This window comes from Mycobacterium sp. E3198, assembly GCF_001667015.1.
GTDB lineage: Bacteria > Actinomycetota > Actinomycetes > Mycobacteriales > Mycobacteriaceae > Mycobacterium.
Window position 1 is genome coordinate 18,140 of record NZ_LZIS01000230.1, and the last position, 18,261, is coordinate 36,400.

At 68.8% G+C, this 18,261-nt stretch carries 16 protein-coding genes; 6 read left to right on the plus strand and 10 right to left on the minus strand.

The genetic code is table 11. The annotated features are described in order from the left end of the window. Position 1: 1 nt before the first annotated feature. A complete protein-coding gene (locus tag A5673_RS23845; RefSeq protein ID WP_068238377.1) occupies positions 2 to 487 on the minus strand; it encodes an SRPBCC family protein in 486 nt (161 codons plus the stop codon). 280 nt (positions 488 to 767) lie between these two features. On the opposite strand from A5673_RS23845, the gene A5673_RS23850 reads away from it, so the two are divergent. Both A5673_RS23850 and A5673_RS23855 read left to right on the plus strand, forming a co-directional pair. Further along, a complete protein-coding gene (locus A5673_RS23850; RefSeq protein ID WP_369806522.1) occupies positions 768 to 1,067 on the plus strand; it encodes a hypothetical protein in 300 nt (99 codons plus the stop codon). Positions 1,068 to 1,229: 162 nt separating this feature from the next. After that, positions 1,230 to 3,059, plus strand: a complete 1,830-nt coding sequence (locus A5673_RS23855) for a serine/threonine protein kinase PknE (RefSeq protein WP_068238379.1) — start codon at positions 1,230 to 1,232, stop codon at positions 3,057 to 3,059. Between the two features lie 47 nt (positions 3,060 to 3,106). On the opposite strand, the gene A5673_RS23860 is transcribed toward A5673_RS23855, so the two are convergent. The 6 genes from A5673_RS23860 to A5673_RS23885 form a co-directional block, all read right to left on the minus strand. Then, positions 3,107 to 3,472: a hypothetical protein gene (locus tag A5673_RS23860; protein WP_068238381.1), complete on the minus strand. Its 366-nt coding sequence runs from the start codon at positions 3,470 to 3,472 to the stop codon at positions 3,107 to 3,109. Positions 3,473 to 3,548: 76 nt separating this feature from the next. After that, on the minus strand, positions 3,549 to 5,465 hold the full coding sequence (locus A5673_RS30525) for a serine/threonine-protein kinase (protein ID WP_082958927.1): 1,917 nt from the start codon (positions 5,463 to 5,465) through the stop codon (positions 3,549 to 3,551). A 215-nt stretch (positions 5,466 to 5,680) separates the two neighbouring features. Continuing rightward, the gene (locus tag A5673_RS23870; RefSeq protein ID WP_068238385.1) at positions 5,681 to 7,858 is read right to left on the minus strand and encodes a glutamine synthetase III; all 2,178 of its coding nucleotides are present in this window, start codon (positions 7,856 to 7,858) and stop codon (positions 5,681 to 5,683) included. Positions 7,859 to 8,062: 204 nt separating this feature from the next. Further along, the gene (locus A5673_RS23875) at positions 8,063 to 9,544 is read right to left on the minus strand and encodes an MFS transporter (protein ID WP_068238388.1); all 1,482 of its coding nucleotides are present in this window, start codon (positions 9,542 to 9,544) and stop codon (positions 8,063 to 8,065) included. A 54-nt stretch (positions 9,545 to 9,598) separates the two neighbouring features. Continuing rightward, positions 9,599 to 11,395 carry an N-acetylglutaminylglutamine synthetase gene (ngg, locus tag A5673_RS23880; RefSeq protein WP_068238389.1) on the minus strand — a complete coding sequence of 599 codons (1,797 nt, stop codon included), beginning with the start codon at positions 11,393 to 11,395 and terminating at the stop codon, positions 9,599 to 9,601. Continuing rightward, positions 11,392 to 13,197, minus strand: a complete 1,806-nt coding sequence (locus A5673_RS23885; RefSeq protein WP_068238391.1) for an N-acetylglutaminylglutamine amidotransferase — start codon at positions 13,195 to 13,197, stop codon at positions 11,392 to 11,394. The genes ngg and A5673_RS23885 overlap by 4 nt, the downstream gene beginning before the upstream one ends. Positions 13,198 to 13,405: 208 nt before the next feature. Here A5673_RS23885 and A5673_RS23890 point away from each other — a divergent pair, with 208 nt between their 5' ends. Beyond that, entirely contained in the window at positions 13,406 to 14,311 is a 906-nt protein-coding gene (locus A5673_RS23890; RefSeq protein WP_068238392.1) for a phosphatidate cytidylyltransferase, read from the plus strand. Positions 14,312 to 14,319: 8 nt separating this feature from the next. Here the strand turns inward: A5673_RS23890 and A5673_RS23895 are convergent, their stop codons facing one another. Together A5673_RS23895 and A5673_RS23900 are read right to left on the minus strand one after the other, a co-directional pair. After that, positions 14,320 to 14,955, minus strand: coding sequence for a lysophospholipid acyltransferase family protein (locus tag A5673_RS23895; protein WP_068238393.1), 636 nt, complete (start codon positions 14,953 to 14,955; stop codon positions 14,320 to 14,322). Continuing rightward, positions 14,952 to 15,797 carry a CDP-alcohol phosphatidyltransferase family protein gene (locus A5673_RS23900; RefSeq protein WP_231971440.1) on the minus strand — a complete coding sequence of 282 codons (846 nt, stop codon included), beginning with the start codon at positions 15,795 to 15,797 and terminating at the stop codon, positions 14,952 to 14,954. The genes A5673_RS23895 and A5673_RS23900 overlap by 4 nt, the downstream gene beginning before the upstream one ends. A gap of 302 nt (positions 15,798 to 16,099) precedes the next feature. Between A5673_RS23900 and A5673_RS23905 the strand changes: the two genes are divergently transcribed. Both A5673_RS23905 and A5673_RS23910 read left to right on the plus strand, forming a co-directional pair. Beyond that, complete coding sequence (locus A5673_RS23905) at positions 16,100 to 16,465, plus strand: DUF732 domain-containing protein (RefSeq protein WP_068238395.1); 366 nt, start codon at positions 16,100 to 16,102, stop codon at positions 16,463 to 16,465. Positions 16,466 to 16,543: 78 nt separating this feature from the next. Next, positions 16,544 to 16,882, plus strand: a complete 339-nt coding sequence (locus A5673_RS23910) for a DUF732 domain-containing protein (protein ID WP_068238397.1) — start codon at positions 16,544 to 16,546, stop codon at positions 16,880 to 16,882. A 3-nt stretch (positions 16,883 to 16,885) separates the two neighbouring features. Here A5673_RS23910 and A5673_RS23915 read toward each other — a convergent pair whose 3' ends face one another. Then, positions 16,886 to 17,917, minus strand: a complete 1,032-nt coding sequence (locus A5673_RS23915) for an epoxyqueuosine reductase (protein WP_068238399.1) — start codon at positions 17,915 to 17,917, stop codon at positions 16,886 to 16,888. A 101-nt stretch (positions 17,918 to 18,018) separates the two neighbouring features. On the opposite strand from A5673_RS23915, the gene A5673_RS23920 reads away from it, so the two are divergent. Next, positions 18,019 to 18,258, plus strand: coding sequence for a three-helix bundle dimerization domain-containing protein (locus A5673_RS23920; protein WP_068238401.1), 240 nt, complete (start codon positions 18,019 to 18,021; stop codon positions 18,256 to 18,258). Positions 18,259 to 18,261 lie beyond the last annotated feature (3 nt).

Consider the following 18,261-nt stretch of genomic DNA (forward strand, 5'->3'; position numbering starts at 1 on the left):
GTCAGCCGCGGGAATAGCCCCGGCGGACCGTCCGGTCCAGAATGCCCAGGGTCGCCCGCAGCGCGCCCTCGGACAAGACCGGAAAGATGCCCGCGTCGCGCCACTTCGCGTCGATGTTCGACCAGTCGTAGAACGAGGTCACCACGGTGGACGCGCCGTCGTCGGCGGGTTCGAGCCGGTAACCGTAGACGTGGCCGATCTGCGGGCGGATCTGGCCGAGCACCGTCCACGAGATCAGCCGATCCTGCTCGAAGTCCTCGATGCTGACGGTGACGTCGTATTTGCCGAGCTGCGGGAAGTCGTTGAGCGCCGCGCGGTCCATGTGCACCACGAAGCTGTCCCCGGCGCCGCTCACCGAGTCGCCGTCGGCGTCCTGGAGCATCCCCGAGGAGTCGATCGCGACGTGGCCCTGCGGGTCGCACAGCACCGCGAAGATGTCGGCCGCGGGGGCGGCGATGGTGCGACTGGTCTCGATGCGTTCGGTCATGAGTCCTCGCAGCCGGCGGAGATAGCCATGAATTGCGTCGCGGGTAACACTACGTCGCCCGCTGCGGTTGCGGGCAGTGCCGCCGCGATTGCTGGACGGCCGCTCGACATGCAGCGCCTCCCGCGGGTTCCTATGATGAAAGCTTGGGATATTTTCATCGATTTGCCTGCGCGACACTGCCTTCAGTCCATCGTCGTCCCACCACTCGCGGGCACCGGAACGGAGGATCACGGGCCACGTGAGCGACTCAAACGGCGAGGACGAATACCGCAACCTGGCGGTGAACCGATTGCGGCCCGGCGAATTGCACTGGGCGCTCAACCACGATTCGGTGCACGGCATCGCCTACGCGTTCCGCAACCCCGTCGCCGTCGCCGAATCCCTCGATGATCCGCACGACGATCGAAGGACGTACCTGATCCGGGTCAGGCGCGACGACTTGGCCACCGCCCTGGGCAAGATCAACGACTGGATCGTGAAAAATCCCGGCCCCGCGGGGATGCAGGCCTACGGCTTCGTCCAGGCGCTGTCCCGCGAAGGTCTCAGCGAACGCAAAGCCGGCGACGAGGAATGCCGCTGAGCCGCTGCCCACGCCGTCCGGCGAACAGGGGCCACCGCCAGCAAAGTCAGGCTGAGCCGGCTTTCTCGATATTCACCGTGCCCGGACGCTGCCCAAACCATTAGCCTTATGCCTGGCAGGCCACGCTTGTAGGCGATTGCGGCCCCGGGTGAGGAGTCGGCGATGAGTGACACGACCGCGGATTCGCGGGAGGGTTCGCAGTTCGGTCCGTATCGGCTGCGGCGGCTGGTGGGTCGCGGCGGCATGGGCGACGTCTACGAGGCCGAGGACACGGTGCGCGAACGCATCGTGGCGCTCAAGCTCATGTCGCAGACGCTGTCCGGCGATCCGGTCTTCCGCTCACGCATGCAGCGCGAGGCCCGCACCGCGGGGCGGCTGCAGGAACCCCACGTCGTGCCCATTCACGACTTCGGCGAGATCGACGGCCAGCTCTACGTGGACATGCGCCTGATCGACGGCAAGAACCTGGCCACCACGCTGAGCCGGTTCGGGCCGCTGGCGCCGCCTCGCGCGGTGGCGATCGTGCGCCAGATCGGCTCGGCGCTCGACGCTGCGCACGCGGCCGGGGTGATGCATCGCGACGTGAAACCGGAGAACATCCTCGTCAGCGCGGACGATTTCGCCTACCTCGTCGACTTCGGGATCGCGAGCGCCACGTCGGACGAGAAGCTGACGACGTTCGGCACCACGGTGGGCACCGTGAAATACATGGCCCCGGAGCGGTTCAGCGACGGCGAAGTGACCTATCGGGCCGACATCTACGCCCTGGCCTGCGTGCTCTACGAATGCCTGACCGGGACCCCGCCCTATACCGGCGACACGATCGGGGTGATGGGGGCGCACCTCAACCAGGCGATCCCGCGGCCCAGTGTTGCGCGGCCGAGCATCCCGGTGGCCTTCGACGGCGTGATCGCGCGCGGCATGGCCAAGGACCCCGCGGCGCGGTACGCGACCTGCGGTGACCTGTCGGCGGCCGCCTACGCCGCGCTGGCCACACCCGATCAGGATCGGGCCACCGACATCCTGGAGCGCAGCCAGGTCGCCAAGCTGCCGGCGGCGTTCGCCGGCCAGCAACCCAGCGGCTACCCGTCGGTGCCGCCCGCCATGGGCAACCACGCGCCGCCCCCGGGCCCGGTCTGGCCCGCGACCCCCGCCACCGGGTCACCGGTCATCGGCGGCGGACCGGTGCCGCAGCCGACGGGGTGGCCCGGAACTCCGACCTGGGGCACCGGCGATATGGGCAGCACGGGCGCACCGCCGTGGGGGCAGCCGCCCCGGGGCGGGCGCAAGCCCTGGCTGTGGGTGACCGCCGCCGTGGCCGTGGTGGTGGCCGTCGTCGGCGTATTGGCCCTGATTGCCGCCCATCCCTGGCAATCGTCTTCGTCCCGGCCCACGTCCAGCCCGACGTCGGCGCCACCCCCGCCCGACGCGGTCGAGCTGAAAGTTCTCGACGACGGTGTGTCCATCGGCAGCGCCGCGGCACCGACGACGATCGACATCTTCAACGAACCGATCTGCCCGCCGTGCGGCAGCTTCATCCGGTCGAACGCGGGCGACATCGAAAGCGCGGTGAACAACAAGAAGCTGGCGGTGCGCTATCACCTGCTCAACTTCCTCGACGACAAGTCGCACAGCAAGACCTACTCGACGCGCGCGGTGGCTGCCACCTATTGCGTTGCGGCGCAAAACGATCCGAAGCTCTATAGCGACTTCTACTCCGGCCTGTTCGCCAGCACCTTCCAGCCCGCGGAGAACGCGCCCGAGGATCGCACCGACGGCGAACTGGCGCAGCTCGCCAAGACTGTCGGTGTCGACGCCAGCGTGATCGACTGCATCAAAGGCGGTGACGATGTCGCCACCGCCAAGGCCAAGGCAGCGGCCGGGGACGCGACGCTGAGCGGGCTCAACGCCAGCGGCACGCCGTTTGTGTGGGACGGCACCAGGTCGGTGAACTATCAGGACCCGACGTGGCTCACCAAACTGATCGGCTAGGCCGCGGCCGGCGTTGCCGCAGTAGGTGATTGCGCTCCTGCCCCTTGCTAGGGGCGCGGCGTGGGAGGCGTTGGCGCCGAGGGTGTTTGCGGCGGTGGCATCATGCCGCCCGGGCCCATCATTCCGCCCGGCCCCATCATGCCGCCCATTCCGCCGTTTCCCCCCATCATCGGGCAGCTATTACCGGAGTGTCCGCCGTAATACCCGTGGTGCCAGCCATAATGGCCGTCCGAGGACCAGCCCAACAACAGCCCCCAGAACAGAATCACCGAGACGACGAATAGCGTCCCGGCGACGATGACCACCCATGCCGCGGCTTGTCCTAACCGGCTCGATGCGCCGTATCGGTTGTCGTACCGGGGCGGCCCGGTGACGGTGGTCGGTTCGATCGTGGGTTCGGGTGTTTCCGTCATGCTTCGAAGGATCGCACAAAATACCCCACGGGGGTAGGGACCATTGGCCCTAGCTTGCCGGACGCAGCTCGCAGGCCTAATCGCCGGTGCGAGCGAATTTGATGTCGACGTCGGTGCTCTTGCAGGGCGACGGCGGGCCCGTCACGTCCTCGTAGCCGCGTCCGGTGATCAGCGGGATCGGGTCCTGCGGGGGCGCAGGCATCGGAAAGTGCGCGACGATCCTGGTGTGCTCCATGGCGCCGCCCCTGGTGCAGGGCATGTCGAATTCGCGGTCGTAAGTCCAAGCGCCGCCATCGAATACGAGCGCCATGGCCGACAGCGGTGGCTTATGGAAGAAGCTCATGCACCGGTCGCCGTTGCGGAGGCAGTCCGTATGGACCACGAAGTCGTTCTGCTCGCGGTAACCGTTCGGCTGAGTGCCGGTCTCCTGGTAGTGGCCGTGCACGCCCTCGGCCGGCGACACCACCCGCGGCGGCAGGGCATTCGGGTCGGCCACGCTCTTGACGTCGACATCGCCGGTGCGGGTGAACGTCACGGCGCGTTTGTTGGCGCAGCCCTTGGCCATCATTTCGATGGCCTCACCGGCCAGGGTGCCGTCGGGACGCGGTTGCAGCGTGAACGTTTCCCAGATTTCACCGTCGGCCTTGCCGCACGTGCTCGACCCGGCGCTCACGGCCACCCAGCTCCCGTTGACCTGGTCGAGCACCATCGTCGGCACCTGCATCGTCTCGCCGGTGAGGCGGGTGGCCGTCGCCACGCACCCGGTGGGGCGGCACGCGGAGCTCACCCCCCACGTCTCGGTGGTCGGTGCGGCGCCCGGCGGCGGCATGCCCTCGATGCTTGTGATCCGGGCGAAGTCGGCCCGGTAGACGCCCGTGAAGGGACCCGAGTTGGGCGGCGGGGTCGTGGGTGTCGGGGCGGCGGTGGGCGCCGCGGCGGGCGACGGCTGGTGCGACCGGGTGAGCCGTTCCCCCGCCCACACGCCGCCCGCGATCAGCAGCGCGACGCCCGCCAGCGCGGGGATCAGGACGGCGGGGCGGCGGCTCAACCGTTTCTTTCCCCGCAGCGGCGTGGTGGGCGCCGCAACCCCGAACGAGGGCTGGGTGATCTCGTAGTCGGGGCGGGGCGGTATCTGGCCGGCGTAGGCGTAGCCCGGGCCGGCCTGCTGGCCGAGGTGGGCGGCGAACTCCCCGCAGCTGCCGAATCGCTGCGACGGCTCCTTGGCCATCGCGGTGGCGAACACCGGGTCCAGCGCGGCCAGCTCCGGCCGCCGCGCACCGATGGAGGGCGGCGCGGCGTTGACGTGCTGGCTGATCACCACGGCGGGATTGGAATCGACGTAGGGCGCCGCGCCGGTCAGTAGATGAAACGCCGTGCAGGCCAACGCATATTGGTCGGCGCGACCGTCGATCGGCTCGCCCTTGAGCTGCTCGGGCGCCGCGTAGGCCGCCGTGCCCACCGTCATGTTGGTCGCCGTCAGCCCGGTGGCGTCCTCGATGCGGCGGGCGATGCCGAAGTCGGCCAGAAAGACCCGTCGCTCCTGCCCGTCGGGGTCGGTCAACAAGATGTTGGCGGGCTTGACGTCGCGGTGCAGCAGCCCGCGATGGTGGGCGTAGTCGAGCGCCGAGGCGACCGCGGTGATGATCGACACCACCTCATCGAGCGGCATTCCGCCGGGGTTGTTTTCGGCCAGCAGCCGGCCGGCGTCGGTGCCGGGCACGTAGGCCATCGAGATCCAGAAGTGGCCGTCCTCTTCGCCGCGGTCGTGGACGCGCACGATGTGCGGGTGCGACAACCCCGCGGCCAGGTCGGCCTCGCGCACGAAACGGGCGCGGAATTCCGCGTCGGCGGTCAGGTCCGGCGGCAGCACCTTCAGCGCGTCCTCGCGCGGCAGTCGCGGGTGCGCCGCCAGGTACACCTGGCCCATGCCCCCCGATCCCAGCAGCCGACGGATCGTGTATCCGGCAAACACCTGGCCGACCTCAAGCGACATGGCCAGATCGTAAGTCTTGTCTTCGGGGGTTTTGGGCACTTCCGATCCTTTCCGGCCAGCGGGCGATCGCCCGTCAGCAGAAAGGTTGCGGCACCGAACTTGCCAGATCTTGGTGAAGTCCTTGCGGAATTCTTGCGCTGCGCGCGGATCGCCGGGCGTGGGGGCCGCGGATCACCGCCGCAAGCGCGGCCGGCCCCCACGCCCGACGAAGTCCATCACAGGATGTACAGCATCTCCTGGTAGGTGGGAAGCGGCCATAGATCGTCGGCGACAACGTTTTCCAGCGTATCGACGGCGGTGCGCACGGCTTCCATCGCCGGCAGCAGCCCCTGCTGGGCGTGCGTCGCCTCATCCAGGGCCGAGGATGCCGAGTGGTCCGACAGCGCGGACTTCAGCGTCGCCAACGCCGCGGACAGGTCGGCCAGCGGCGCCGAAACCCCTTCCAATGCAGCCAGACTCGGTTCCACGCCCGCCTTCTTCAGGGCCGCGACGTTCTGCGCCAGCTCGGTCTGGTAGCGGATCGCCGCCGGCAGGATGACCGTGGTCCCGATCTCGAGCGCCAGCTTTGCCTCGACCGCGATGGTCAGCGCGTACTGCTCCAGGCGGACCTCGTAGCGGCTGTGCAATTCGCGCTCGTTGAACACGCCGTACTTCTCGAAGAGTTCGATGGATTCCGGCTTGATCAGCTCGGGGATCGCGTCCAGCGTGGTCTTCAGGTTAGGCAGTCCCCGCTCGGCGGCCTCGATCTGCCACTTCTCCGAATACCCGTCGCCGTTGTACACCACGTCGCCGTGTTCGGTGATGACGTCGGTGAGCAGCGTCTGCACGGCCGCATCGAAGTCCTCGCCGTTCGCGACGGCTTTCTCCAGAATGGTGGCGAGGTAATCGAACGAGTCGGCCATGATCGTGTTGAGCACGATCATCGGCACGGCAACGGTCTGCCCGGAGCCCGGGGCCCGGAATTCAAACCGGTTGCCGGTGAACGCGAATGGACTGGTGCGGTTGCGGTCGCCGGCGTCGGTCGGCAGCGGGGGCAGGGTGTCGACACCGATGATCATGGTGCCCTTGCCCTTCGACGACGTGGCCGCGCCCTTGGCAATCTGCTCGAACACGTCGGCGAGCTGCTCGCCGAGGAAGATCGAGATGATCGCCGGCGGTGCCTCGTTGGCGCCCAACCGGTGGTCGTTGGTGGCCGACGCCACCGACACCCGGAGCAGCCCGGCGAATTTGTGCACGGCGCGGATCACCGCCGCACAGAACACGAGGAACTGGGCGTTCTCGTGCGGGGTGTCTCCCGGGACGAGCAGCGAACCCAATTCGGCGTTGCCCACCGAGAAGTTGACGTGCTTACCCGAACCGTTGACGCCGGCGAACGGCTTCTCGTGGAACAGGCATTCCATGCCGTGCTTCTTGGCGATCGTCTTGAAGATCGTCATCAGCAGCTGCTGGTGGTCGGAGGCGATGTTGGCGCGCTCGAACATCGGCGCCACCTCGAACTGGCCCGGGGCCACCTCGTTGTGGCGGGTTTTGGCGGGAATTCCGAGTTTGAACAGCTCCCGCTCGGTGTCCATCATGAACCCGAGGACGCGCTCGGGCACCGCGCCGAAGTAGTGGTCGTCGAACTCCTGCCCCTTGGGCGGCTTCGCGCCGAACACCGTGCGACCGGCGTTGACCAGGTCCGGCCGGGCCAGAAAGAAGTGCCGGTCGACCAGGAAGTACTCCTGCTCCGGGCCGCAGAACGACACGACTTTGTTGAGCTCCTTGTGGCCGAACAGCCTCAGGATGCGCTCGGCGTGGATGCCCATGGCCTGCTGGCTGCGCAGCAGCGGTGTCTTGTAGTCCAGCGCCTCGCCCGTCATCGACACGAAAACCGTTGGGATGCAGAGCGTGTTGCCGTTCGGGTTCTCCAGGATGTAGGCCGGGCTGGTGACGTCCCAACCGGTGTAGCCGCGCGCTTCGAAGGTGCTGCGCAGGCCGCCCGAGGGGAAGCTGGAGGCGTCGGGCTCGCCCTGGATGAGGGTCTTGCCGGCGAACTCGGCGAGCGTCTGCCCGTCCGAAATGGGCTCCAGGAAGCTGTCGTGCTTCTCGGCGGTCAGGCCGGTCATCGGGTAGAACACGTGGGCGTAGTGGGTGGCCCCCTTCTCCAGCGCCCAGTCCTTCATGGCCACGGCCACCGTGTCGGCGACCGCGGGGTCCAGCTTGACGCCTTTTTCGATGGTCGCCACGACGGACTTGAACACCGACTTGGGCAGCCTCGCCTGCATTTCCGCCTTGGTGAACACGTTCGAGCCGAAGATCTCACCCGGCGTCTCGCCGGGCACGAAGCTGATGGCCGGGGGGACGTACGCCTCGACGTTGTTGATCGCCTGCAGGCGGACAGCGTTTCCGCTCAATTGAATTCCTATCGCTGAGGGGGGCCCACGATTTCCTGCCGGAAAGCGGACCGCCCCACAGTAGGAACGTTCGATGGCAAATCTGTTACGCCGGTGTCAACGCTGACCGCGCGATGGTTGCGATCGTGAGACGTTCACCGGGCCTGCGTCCAGAGCACAAATCTTGGCGTTTGGACGCTCTCAGCGCAGGCTCGGCGCCACCATCTACTGCTGGGGAGGTGATTCCTCCTCGCGCTCGGCGTCGGCCACCGTCAGGGGCAAGGCCAGCTCTTCCAGCGGGCGTCGTTCGGCCGCGACGCCGAGCCACAGCTCGATCAGGCCGGCGACGGCCATCACCGCCGCGCCGATGAGGAACGACCACATCACCTGGCCGCGCTGCCCGGAATTGATCAGCTGGCCGAACAGCAGCGGGCCGGAGATGCCGCCGATCGCCGTCCCGACCGCGTAGAAGAACGCGATCGCCAGCGCCCGGGTCTCCATCGGGAAGATCTCGCTGACGGTCAAATAGGCGGCGCTCGCCCCCGCCGAGGCCAAGAAGAAGGCCACCGCGAGGACGGCGATGAACGTCCAGGCGCCGCCGGTCCCCGTCACGAAAAGCACCGCCAAGACGACGGCCACGACGGCCGAACCGATGTACGTCGCGGTGATCATCGGTTTGCGGCCGACGGTGTCGAACAGGTGCCCGAGGGCCAGCGGGCCGACGAAATTGCTCAGCGCCCACAGGATGAAGAACAGCGGCACCTTCGCCGACGGGACCCCGTAGAAGCCACTCAGCAGCGTGCCGAGGTTGAACGTGACCCCGTTGTAGAGGAAGGCCTGCCCGATGAACAGCGCCAGCCCGAGCACCGCGCGCCGCGGGTACAAGGTGAACGCCACCCTGGCGATCTCCCGGAACGAAATCGTCTCGCGTTGGCGGACTTTGAGTGGGCGGCCACCCGGCTGCGGCAGCGGCTTGCCGGTGTCGCGCTGCACTTCCCCCTCGATCTCGCCGACCACCCGTTCGGCTTCCTCCGCGCGGCCGTGGATGAACAACCACCGGGGGCTTTCCGGAACGTTGCGCCGGACCAGCAGCACGAAGATCCCGAAGATGGCGCCGACGCCGAAGGCGAGCCGCCACCCGATGTTCGCCGGAAAATTCGAGGTGTCCAGGAGGACCAGGGCGCCGGCCGCCCCCGCCGCCGACCCCAGCCAGTAGGTCCCGTTGATCACCAGGTCGACGCGACCGCGCACGCGGGCGGGGATCAACTCGTCGATCGCCGAATTGATCGCCGCGTATTCGCCGCCGATGCCGGACCCGGTGAAGAAGCGGGCGATGAAGAAATACCAAGGGGCGAACGCGAATGCGGTCGCGACGGTGGCGGCCAGGTACACCGCCAGGGTCAGGATGAACAGGTTGCGCCGGCCGAAGCGGTCCGTCAGGTGGCCGAAGAACAGCGCGCCCAGGCAAGCCCCGGCGATGTAGAACGCCGCAGCCGTCCCGATCTGCGCCGGGGTGAGGCCGAGGCCGCTGCCCTTCTCGGTGAGGCGGGACGACACGTTGCCGACCATGGTGACCTCGAGGCCGTCGAGGATCCAGACGCCGCCGAGGCCGATGACGACGCGCCAGTGAAACCGCGACCAAGGCAGCCGGTCCAGCCGGGCCGGCACGCGGGTCGTGATGGTTCCGGCTTGCACGCCTGAGCTCATCTGACTCCTATCCGGGTGAGCAGAGAATTACCCAAACAAGCGGTGGGGCAAGCGTCAATCCCGGTCCGGGCGGGACTCCTCGGGGATCCAGGCCAGCGGCTGGCCGGGCTGGCCCGGGAAAAGGTAGTCGATGAAAGCCGCGGCGGTGGGCTGCGGTTCGTGGTTGGCCAGCCCGGGTCGCTCGTTGGCTTCGATGAAGGCGTACTCGGCTCCGGTGACGTCGGGGACGAGCAGGTCGATGCCCGTGACGGGGATGCCGATCGCCTCCGCCGCGGCCACCGCGACGCGACACAGCTCCTGGTTCACCACGGCGGTGACGTCGTGGATGGTACCGCCCTGATGCAGGTTGGCGGTGCGCCGCACCCGGAGCCGGCTCCCCTGGGGCAGCACGTCGTCCAGCGTCCAACCGGCCTCGGCGACCGTCGCCTCGGTCAGGTCGTCGATCGGGATCCTCGACTCGCCGCCGGTGGCCGCCGAGCGCCGCCGGCTCTCGGCCGCGATGAGGTCCCGGATGCTGTGCTCCCCCGTGCCGATGATCTCGGGCGGCATCCGCAGCGCGGCGGCGACCACGCGGCCGTCGATCACCACGAGCCGCAAGTCGTCGCCGGCCACCCGCTCCTCGATCAGCACCTCCGGGAACTGCTGCCGTGCCCGCGCCACGGCCGCGGCCAGCTCGTCGGGGCCCTTCTCCGCGGGCACGCCCACGGTGATGCCCTTGCCCTGCTCTCCGCGGGTCGGCTTGACGACGGCCTCCCCGATTTCCTGCAGGAAGGCATAGTCGCCGTCGTCGAAGGTGGCCAGGCGCGCTCGCGGCACGGTGATGCCCGCCTCGGAGACGAGGCGCCGCGTCAACCGCTTGTCGTCGCAGCGGCACATGGCGACCGCCGAGGTGAACTCGGACAGCGATTCGCGGGTGATGACGCTGCGGCCGCCGTGGGTGAGCCGGATCTCGCCGGTCTCGGCGTCGAGGACCTCGACCCAGATGCCGCGGCGCATCGCCTCGTCGGCGATGATCCGCGCGTAGGGGTTGAGATCCTCGACGGTTTCCGGCGGCGCGGTGAACAACGGCTCGTTGATCGCGTTCTTCCGCTTGATCGCCAGCACCGGAACGCGAACGAAGCCCAGCTTTTCGTAGAGGCCGATGGCCGCGGCGTTGTCGTGCGCCACCGACAGATCCATGTAGGCACGCCCGGCCCGCCGGAAGCGACCGGCCAGGGCCCGGGTCAGGGCCTCACCCACCCCGGGCAGCGCCGCGGCGGGATCGACGGCCAGGGTCCACAGGCTCGAGCCCTCCTCCGGGTCGGAGAAGAGCAACTCGTGGTCGACGCCCGTCACCGTGCCCACCACGGCGCCGTCGCCGTCACGCACGGCGACCAGGTACGTCACCGCGTCGGCGTGCAGGTGGTTGTCCCAGATCGTCTCGACCGGCGCCGGCACCATGCCGCACCGCACGAACACGCGGTTCATCGCGTCGGCGTCGGCGGCGTCGTTGAGGGTGCGCACCGTCAGGCCGACCGGGGTCGGCGTCGCGTCTTCGTCGTCCGGGTGAAAGCGCAGCCGATAGGTGTGGCTGGGATCGATGAACAGCTCGGTCGGCGCCCCGGCGACCACCACGTGGGACTCGCGCGCGTAGATGCAGATGTCGCGCCGGCCCGGGACCTCCCGGCGCAGCGTCTCGGCCAGGGTCTCCGCATCCGCGAAGGTCTGGCCGAAAACGAGGCGGCCCCAACCCATTTCGAGCTCGACGTCCTTGGCCATCGCGTCGACCAGCTCGGGGGGCGAGGCGTCGTGCAGCCCCATCGTGATGGCCTCGGTGTGATCGTGGTCCTCGGCGGGGTCGACGGCGGTCATGCGGCCGGCCCCGTCACGCCGTGGCGCTGCAACCACAGCTCCAGCAGGGCGATCTGCCACAGTTCGTTGCCGCGCAGGGGGGTGAGCTTGCCGTTCGGGTCGGCCAGCAGGGCATCGACCGCGTCGGAATCGAAAAGCCCCCGCTGCTTGGCCACCGGCGCGTACAGGGCGTCGCGCACCATGTCCAGGTAGGGCCCCTCGAGGTGGGTCAGCGCGGGAACCGGGAAGTAGCCCTTGGGCCGGTCGATCACCTCCGACGGAATCACCCGTCGCGCAGCCTGTTTGAGGACCCCCTTGCCCTCATGGGCGATCTTCAGCTCCGGGGGGCACGTCGCGGCCAGCTCGACCAACTCGTGATCGAGGAAGGGAACGCGGCCCTCCAGCCCCCAGGCCATGGTCATGTTGTCGACCCGCTTGACCGGGTCGTCGACCAGCATCACCGTCGTATCCAGGCGCAGCGCACGGTCGATGCCGGTCTCGGCGCCGGCGCGGGCGAAGTGCTCGCTGACGAACCGCTCGCTCGGGTCGCCCTGGGCGAAATAGTTCGGTCCCAACAGGTCTCGGACGCCCAGCGCATCGCGGTCGAAGAAGGCACCGCGGTATTCGGCCACCGCGCCGGGCAGCGTCGCGGCCGCCGGCGAACCCATCGGCGGGTACCAGTGGTAGCCGGCGAACACCTCGTCGGCGCCCTGGCCCGATTGGACCACCTTCACGTGGCGCGCGACTTCCTGGCTGAGCAAGTAGAAGGCCACGCAGTCGTGGCTGACCATCGGCTCGCTCATCGCGCCGATCGCCCCGTCGAGCGCGGGCAGCATCCGGTCGGTGCCGATGCGGATCTGATGGTGGTTGGTGTCGAAGCGTTTGGCGATGATGTCCGACCACCGGAACTCGTCGCCCTCGACGCCGCCGGCCGACTCGAACCCGATCGAGAAGGTCGACAGCCCATGCTGGCCGGCCTCGGCGAGCAGTCCGACGATCAGGCTGGAGTCGACGCCGCCGGAGAGCAGGCAGCCGACCGGCACGTCGGCGACGAGCCGGCGCTCGACCGCGACCCGCAGGGCGGACAGCACCGCGTCCTCCCAGTCGCGCTCGGACCAGCCGGCGCGGTCGTCGCGCCTGCTGAAGTCGGGCGTCCAGTAGGTGGTGGTGGCGCGCCGGCCGTCGGGCTCGATGGCGACGAGCGAGGCGGGCGGGACCTTGCGCACGCCGCGCAGGATCGTCAGCGGCGGCGGCACGACGGAGTGGAACGTCATGTAGTGGTGCAGGGCGACCGGATCGATGCGGGTGTCCACGCCGCCGCCGGCCAGCAGCGCCGGCAGCGTCGAGGCGAACCGGATCCGGTGGGCGTCCTCGGTCACGTACAGCGGTTTGATGCCGAGCCGGTCGCGGCCGAGCAGGACCCGGCCGCTGTCGCGTTCGACGATGGCGAAGGCCAACATCCCCTGCAGGTGGCTGACGAAGTCGTCGCCCCAGCGGTGGTAGGCCTTGAGCAGGACCTCGGTGTCGCTGTGCGAGAAGAACCGGTAGCCGTGGCCGGTGAGCTCGCGCCGAAGCTCCTGGTAGTTGTAGATGCAGCCGTTCCAGGCGATCGTGAGGCCCAGGTCGGCATCCACCATCGGCTGGGCGCCGGCCTCGGTCAGGTCAATGATTCGGAGTCGACGATGACCGAGGGCGGCCCGGCCCTGTGACCAGGCCCCCGCCGCGTCCGGCCCCCTTGGTGCCATCACGGCGGCCATCGCTGATACCGCCGCTAGATCGGGGACCCGGCCGTCGAGTCGAACCTCACCGGTGAGTCCACACACTCCTTTGACCCTACCGGGACCCGTTCCGGTGCGTACAGTGCGGCCGCGGCGATGGGTAGCCAACGCCGACCCGGTTCTTGCGTTTTCGTTTCCCGGATAGGGCCGCACGGCTTATCGTTTCCTGGACCACAGTTTGCTGGGAGGCCGATGTGGACGGGACGCCGTACAGCTCGACCGCTCCGCACCGCCTTCACGCCCGGCCGCGCTGATGCTCACCGACGACTCGCTGCGGATCCTGCAATGGGATCGGCGGATGCCGCTCAACTTCGACCTCGGTCCGCTACACGTGCACCTCTACGCGCGATCCGTGTTCTTCATGTGGGTCACCGTGGTGATCCTGCTGGTCGCCGGCGTCGCGGTGCTCGCGTCGCGCCGGCGGGAGCTGATCCGGCGGTGGACGACCTGGGTGATGATCGCCCCGGTCGTCGGCATCCCCATCTGGATAGGGCGGGGCACCACCGCCGCGCTGGCGGCCGCGCTGGCCGTGGTGGCGGTCTTCGAGTACGCCCGCCTGGTGAGGCTCGGCAAGGTCGACACCTATCTGCTGCTGAGCCTGGCCGTTTTGTATCCGCTCGCGGCGTGGCTGCACCCGCCCCTGCTGCGCCTGGCGCCGATCATCGTGCTGGCGTGCGCCCTGCCGTCGGTGTTCGGCGGCGATGTCGAGCACGGCGGCCGGCGCACCACGTTCACCGCGTTCGGTTCTGTGTGGATCTGCTGGTCCCTGGCGCACCTGGTGACGCTCTGGTCGGACGCCTACCTGGTGTGCTTCGCGGCGGCGGCCACGGACGTCGCGGCCTGGTGCGGCGGCAAGGGGCTGCGGTTCTTCGGGTGGGCCCGAAAGCCGTTGTCGCCGTTGAGCCCGAACAAGACGGTCGGCGGGCTGGTCGGCGCGGTCGTCGGTGCGTTCCTCGTGCTGATGCTGCTGGGAACGGTCACGGTCGGACTGTGGGTCGCGGTGGCGTTCGGCGGCGTGCTCGGCGACCTGGTCGAATCGATGGTGAAGCGCCAGGCCCAGGTCAAGGACGCCGGCACGTGGCTGCCGGGGTTCGGCGGCCTGCTCGACCGGATCGACTCGCTGCTACTGGTTCTTCCGCTGGCGTATCTGCTGGCGTGAGCGGCCGCTCATGCGGCGTGGGCGAGCTCCATCTGCATCGGCGCGGAGTCGTCGCGCAGGGCCATCACCTGCGACCGCAGCTGTGCCGCCGAGGCGTCGTGCGGGTCGAGCGGTTCGCCGATGCGGACCTGCATCGGCGCGTGGGAGATGAAGCTGGCGCCCTTGGGGAGCACCTCGGCGGTGCCCAGCACGGCGACCGGAACCACGGGCACGCCGCAGTCACGCGCCAAACGCAGTGCGCCGGAACGGAATTCACCCATGCTGCCATCCGCGGAGCGGGTGCCCTCGGGGTAGATGACGACGGTGCGTCCGGCCTTGAGCGCCGGACGCGCCGCGGCCAGCAACTGGGCATAGGTGTCGGCCCCGGAGCGCCGCACCGGCAGCACGCCGATCAGCGAGGACGCCACGAAGCGGCGCACGGGCACGTCGAACCAGTAGTCCGCGGCCGCGGCGAACACCGGCTGGGCGCCGGCGGGCAGCGCGGCCAAGAGCACCGCGGTGTCGGCGTGCGAGGAGTGGTTGGCCACCACGACGCACCCGCCCGGCACGCGCCACCGCCCCGTCACGGTCAGTCCGCCCGACACCGCGCAGACCGCCCGCCACAGCCGGTGCCGCAGCACGCTGGTGATTCGGGTCGCGCTCATGACGCCAGCACCTCACCCTGCCGCTTCGCCGCGAGCTCGCGCCGGGCCGCCCGCAGCCGCAGCGCGGCGGTGATCAGCGATCCGTTCACAAGCTGCGTGCAGGCGACGGGCAGGATGATCGGGAACGCGGTGGCCAGCAACACGAACAGGCAGCGTTCGGTCTTGCCGAGCGGGCCGCCGTTGCGCCGCTGCGCGCCGGCGGCCGCCGCGGCCAGCGACGCGAAGGTGGGCAGCGTCGCGGCCAGGGCCGCCACCAGCACCATGACCACCGGCCAGGACAAGAAATGCAGCCCCGGGCCGCGCTGTCGCGCCGCCCAGACCGTCAGTCCGGCAAAGGTCAGCAGATCTGAGGCGCGATCGCCGATTTCGTTGACGACGAATCCCCAGGGCCGGCTCACGCCACGAGCGCGGGCGACCGCGCCGTCCAGATTGGCTCCGGCCAGTCGCAGGGCGAGAAACAGGGCCGCCAGCGGCCACCATCCCAGCGCGACGGTGACGCCTGCCGCGCCCGCCGCCACGACCCCGGCCGCGGTGAACACATCCGGTGAGATACGCCGGGCGACGGCGACATTCACGATCGGCGTCAACCGGCGGGTGTACCACGGCTTCAACGCGTAGAGGCCCTGCCACTTCCGGGGAGCGCGTCCGACGGAAGCCGTCGGCGGGACGACCGCGCCGCCGAGGCCCTGGACCCGGGGAAGGGAGGTCGTGTCCGTCGTGGCGAGCGCGCGCGACCCCGTCGTGTAGCAGCCGCGGTGGGCGATGCGGGGCTCGCTCACCGGGGTCAGGGCTCCGATGCTCCGCATGCGCAGCGTCGGCGCGTTGTCGAGGTCGGTGCTCACGGGGTTTCCTCTCGGTGGGTGGTCTGTCGTTGTGTGCTAGTCGACCCCGCCCGCTCGGCTACCGGTCCCAACATCTCCGACCGCCGCCGCCCGGTGGGCCGCCTGCGTAGGTAAGAGCCACCGCACCCCCGCGGTCGGACACTTTCTTGCGCAGCGCATACGTAACTCCCCGCCGCTTGCCGGTTCGTAGCGAAGTTCTTGCGGAATTCTTGCGGCGGCCCGCGGAGAGAAAAGCCGAGATTTCAGCTACCGTTCAATCGGGCCGTTCTTGACTCGAAGCCGATTTAGCAGCATCGGAGGCCATGACTATCGGTCGCACTCAGTGGTCGGCGGCGTGCGCCGGCCTGCTGTCGGCCGCCGCCATGCTCTGCGCGGCGCCGGCTACCGCGGAGCCGATCGACGACGCGTTCGTCGCGGCCCTGGCAAAGAACGGGATCCCCCTGTCCGACCGCGGTACCGCGGTTTCGCTGGGCCACACGGTGTGCGCCGGGTTCGACAAGGGCGAACCCTCCACCCATGTGGCGCTGGGGATCGCGCGGGAGACACCCCTCTCGGTCAAACAAGCCGGCTATTTCGTCGGCCTCTCGGTGGCCGCCTACTGCCCGCAATACCGCGGCAACACCGACAACTCGTTCAACTGGGCGGTGCCGTTCCCCCCGATGATGTGATGCCGGGCAACGCTTTCGCCCGTGGCGCGGCGGGGTTATTTTTTTAATCGACGCACATCGCCCGCCTGAAGGGGAACCATGACCCACTCGAGGGTTGGTAGCGGGATGTGGGCGGCAGTCGTTGCCGTCCTGCTGTCGGCCTGCGCCTTGCTCGCCGCGGCGCCGGCGGCGGCGGACCAGGTCGATGACGCCTTCATCGCCGCGCTGGTCAACCAGGGACTCCCGGTTCCCGACAGCGGCGCCGCGGTCCGGGAGGGCCGCACGATGTGTGCCCTACTCGATCAAGGCACCACGCGACCCCTGCTGGTGATGCGGCTGATGCGCGACACCAACCTCACGGCCAGGCAAGCCGGCTTTTTCCTGGGCATTTCGGCGTCGGCCTACTGCCCGCAATACCGGACGACGGTGTCCGGGTAGGTTCTAGCGCCCCCGGATTCCGCTGTCGACGACCCGCACCGGCTTGTGCGGATAGCGGCGTTCGGCGTGCGCCTTCGCCCGCGAGTCGGGCAGCACGTACAACGTTTCCTTCTTGTCCTGCAACGGTTTCAACACCAGGTCCATGAACGCCTTACGGTTCTCGAGGTACGGCTCGATCACGTCCTCCCCCGCCGGGCACACCGCCAGGCAGTAGGCCGCCTTGTAATTGGGCTTGAACGACAGGCTCTGCCACATCGAGGCGTTCTCCGAATCGCTTACCCGCGCACGGAACTCGGCCGCGTCCGCGCTGTCGGCGATGGTCTGCACCCAGTCGGTGAAGCCCCCCATGAACTCTCGATAGTTGTGCACCGAGCAGGAGACGAAGTCGAAATCGCCATCCTTGCCGATCGCCCCGACCGGACAGGCCGCCACGCACAATTTGCACTCCAGGCACGGGCTGTAGTCGAGCGGCCGGCCGTAGCTGCTGATCGGTGCGTCCACCAAGATGGTGCCGAGCAGGATGAAGTTGCCGAACTTGGGGTGAATCACGTTGCGGTGGATGCCCATAACGCCCAGGCCGGCGACCACGGCGACAGGTTTGTGCGCCACCACCCAGATCCGGCCGGGGAAGTTGTCCATCTCCATCGGGAAAGTCGCCGACGGGTTCAGCGCCCGATAACCGGCATCCTGCAGTCGACGCACGATGCGGTGGGCCGCTTCGTTGAGCACCTCACCGCTGCGGTGAAACTCCTGATTCGCCACGCTGCGCGCCGTCGAGCGCACGTTGTCCCGGTTCATCCTCACGACGAGCGAGATGTAGCTCTTGGTTCCCGGCAGCGCGACCTCCACGTGCTCGGCCTCGGAGGCCAGGTCGGGGTTGTCGATGCCGGCGAACGCGACGTCGTCGACGCCGGCGGCCAGGCAGATCTCGCGCAGCCAGTCGGCGTCCAGCGCGCCGGGCCGTCGCGTCGTGCGCGAGCGCACGCGCCGCACGGTGGGGTGCTCGGCCAGCCGGCCGGGAAGCTTTTCCGCCATGCTGGGTATAGTACACAATACTTAGTAAAAGGGGTCGCACGGTGGCCTCGCGTGGGTGAACGACGTTTGACTTCGGTGTGAACGCATGCGAGCCTTACGCCGTGATCGAGTTGAATGAACAGCAGATCATCGACGGGGTGGCCGATCGATTGACCAGGAAATATCCGTCCGTTTCGGGGGAAACCGTGACCGCGGTCGTGCGCGACGTTCATGCTCGCTTCGATGGCCGGCCGGTGCGGGAGTACGTTCCGCTTCTCGTGGAGCGGTTCGCCGGGCAGGAAGTCGGGTCGCTGGCCCCGACGGGCACGCGAACCACGCTCGAACAAGCCGTCGCCGTTTGATCA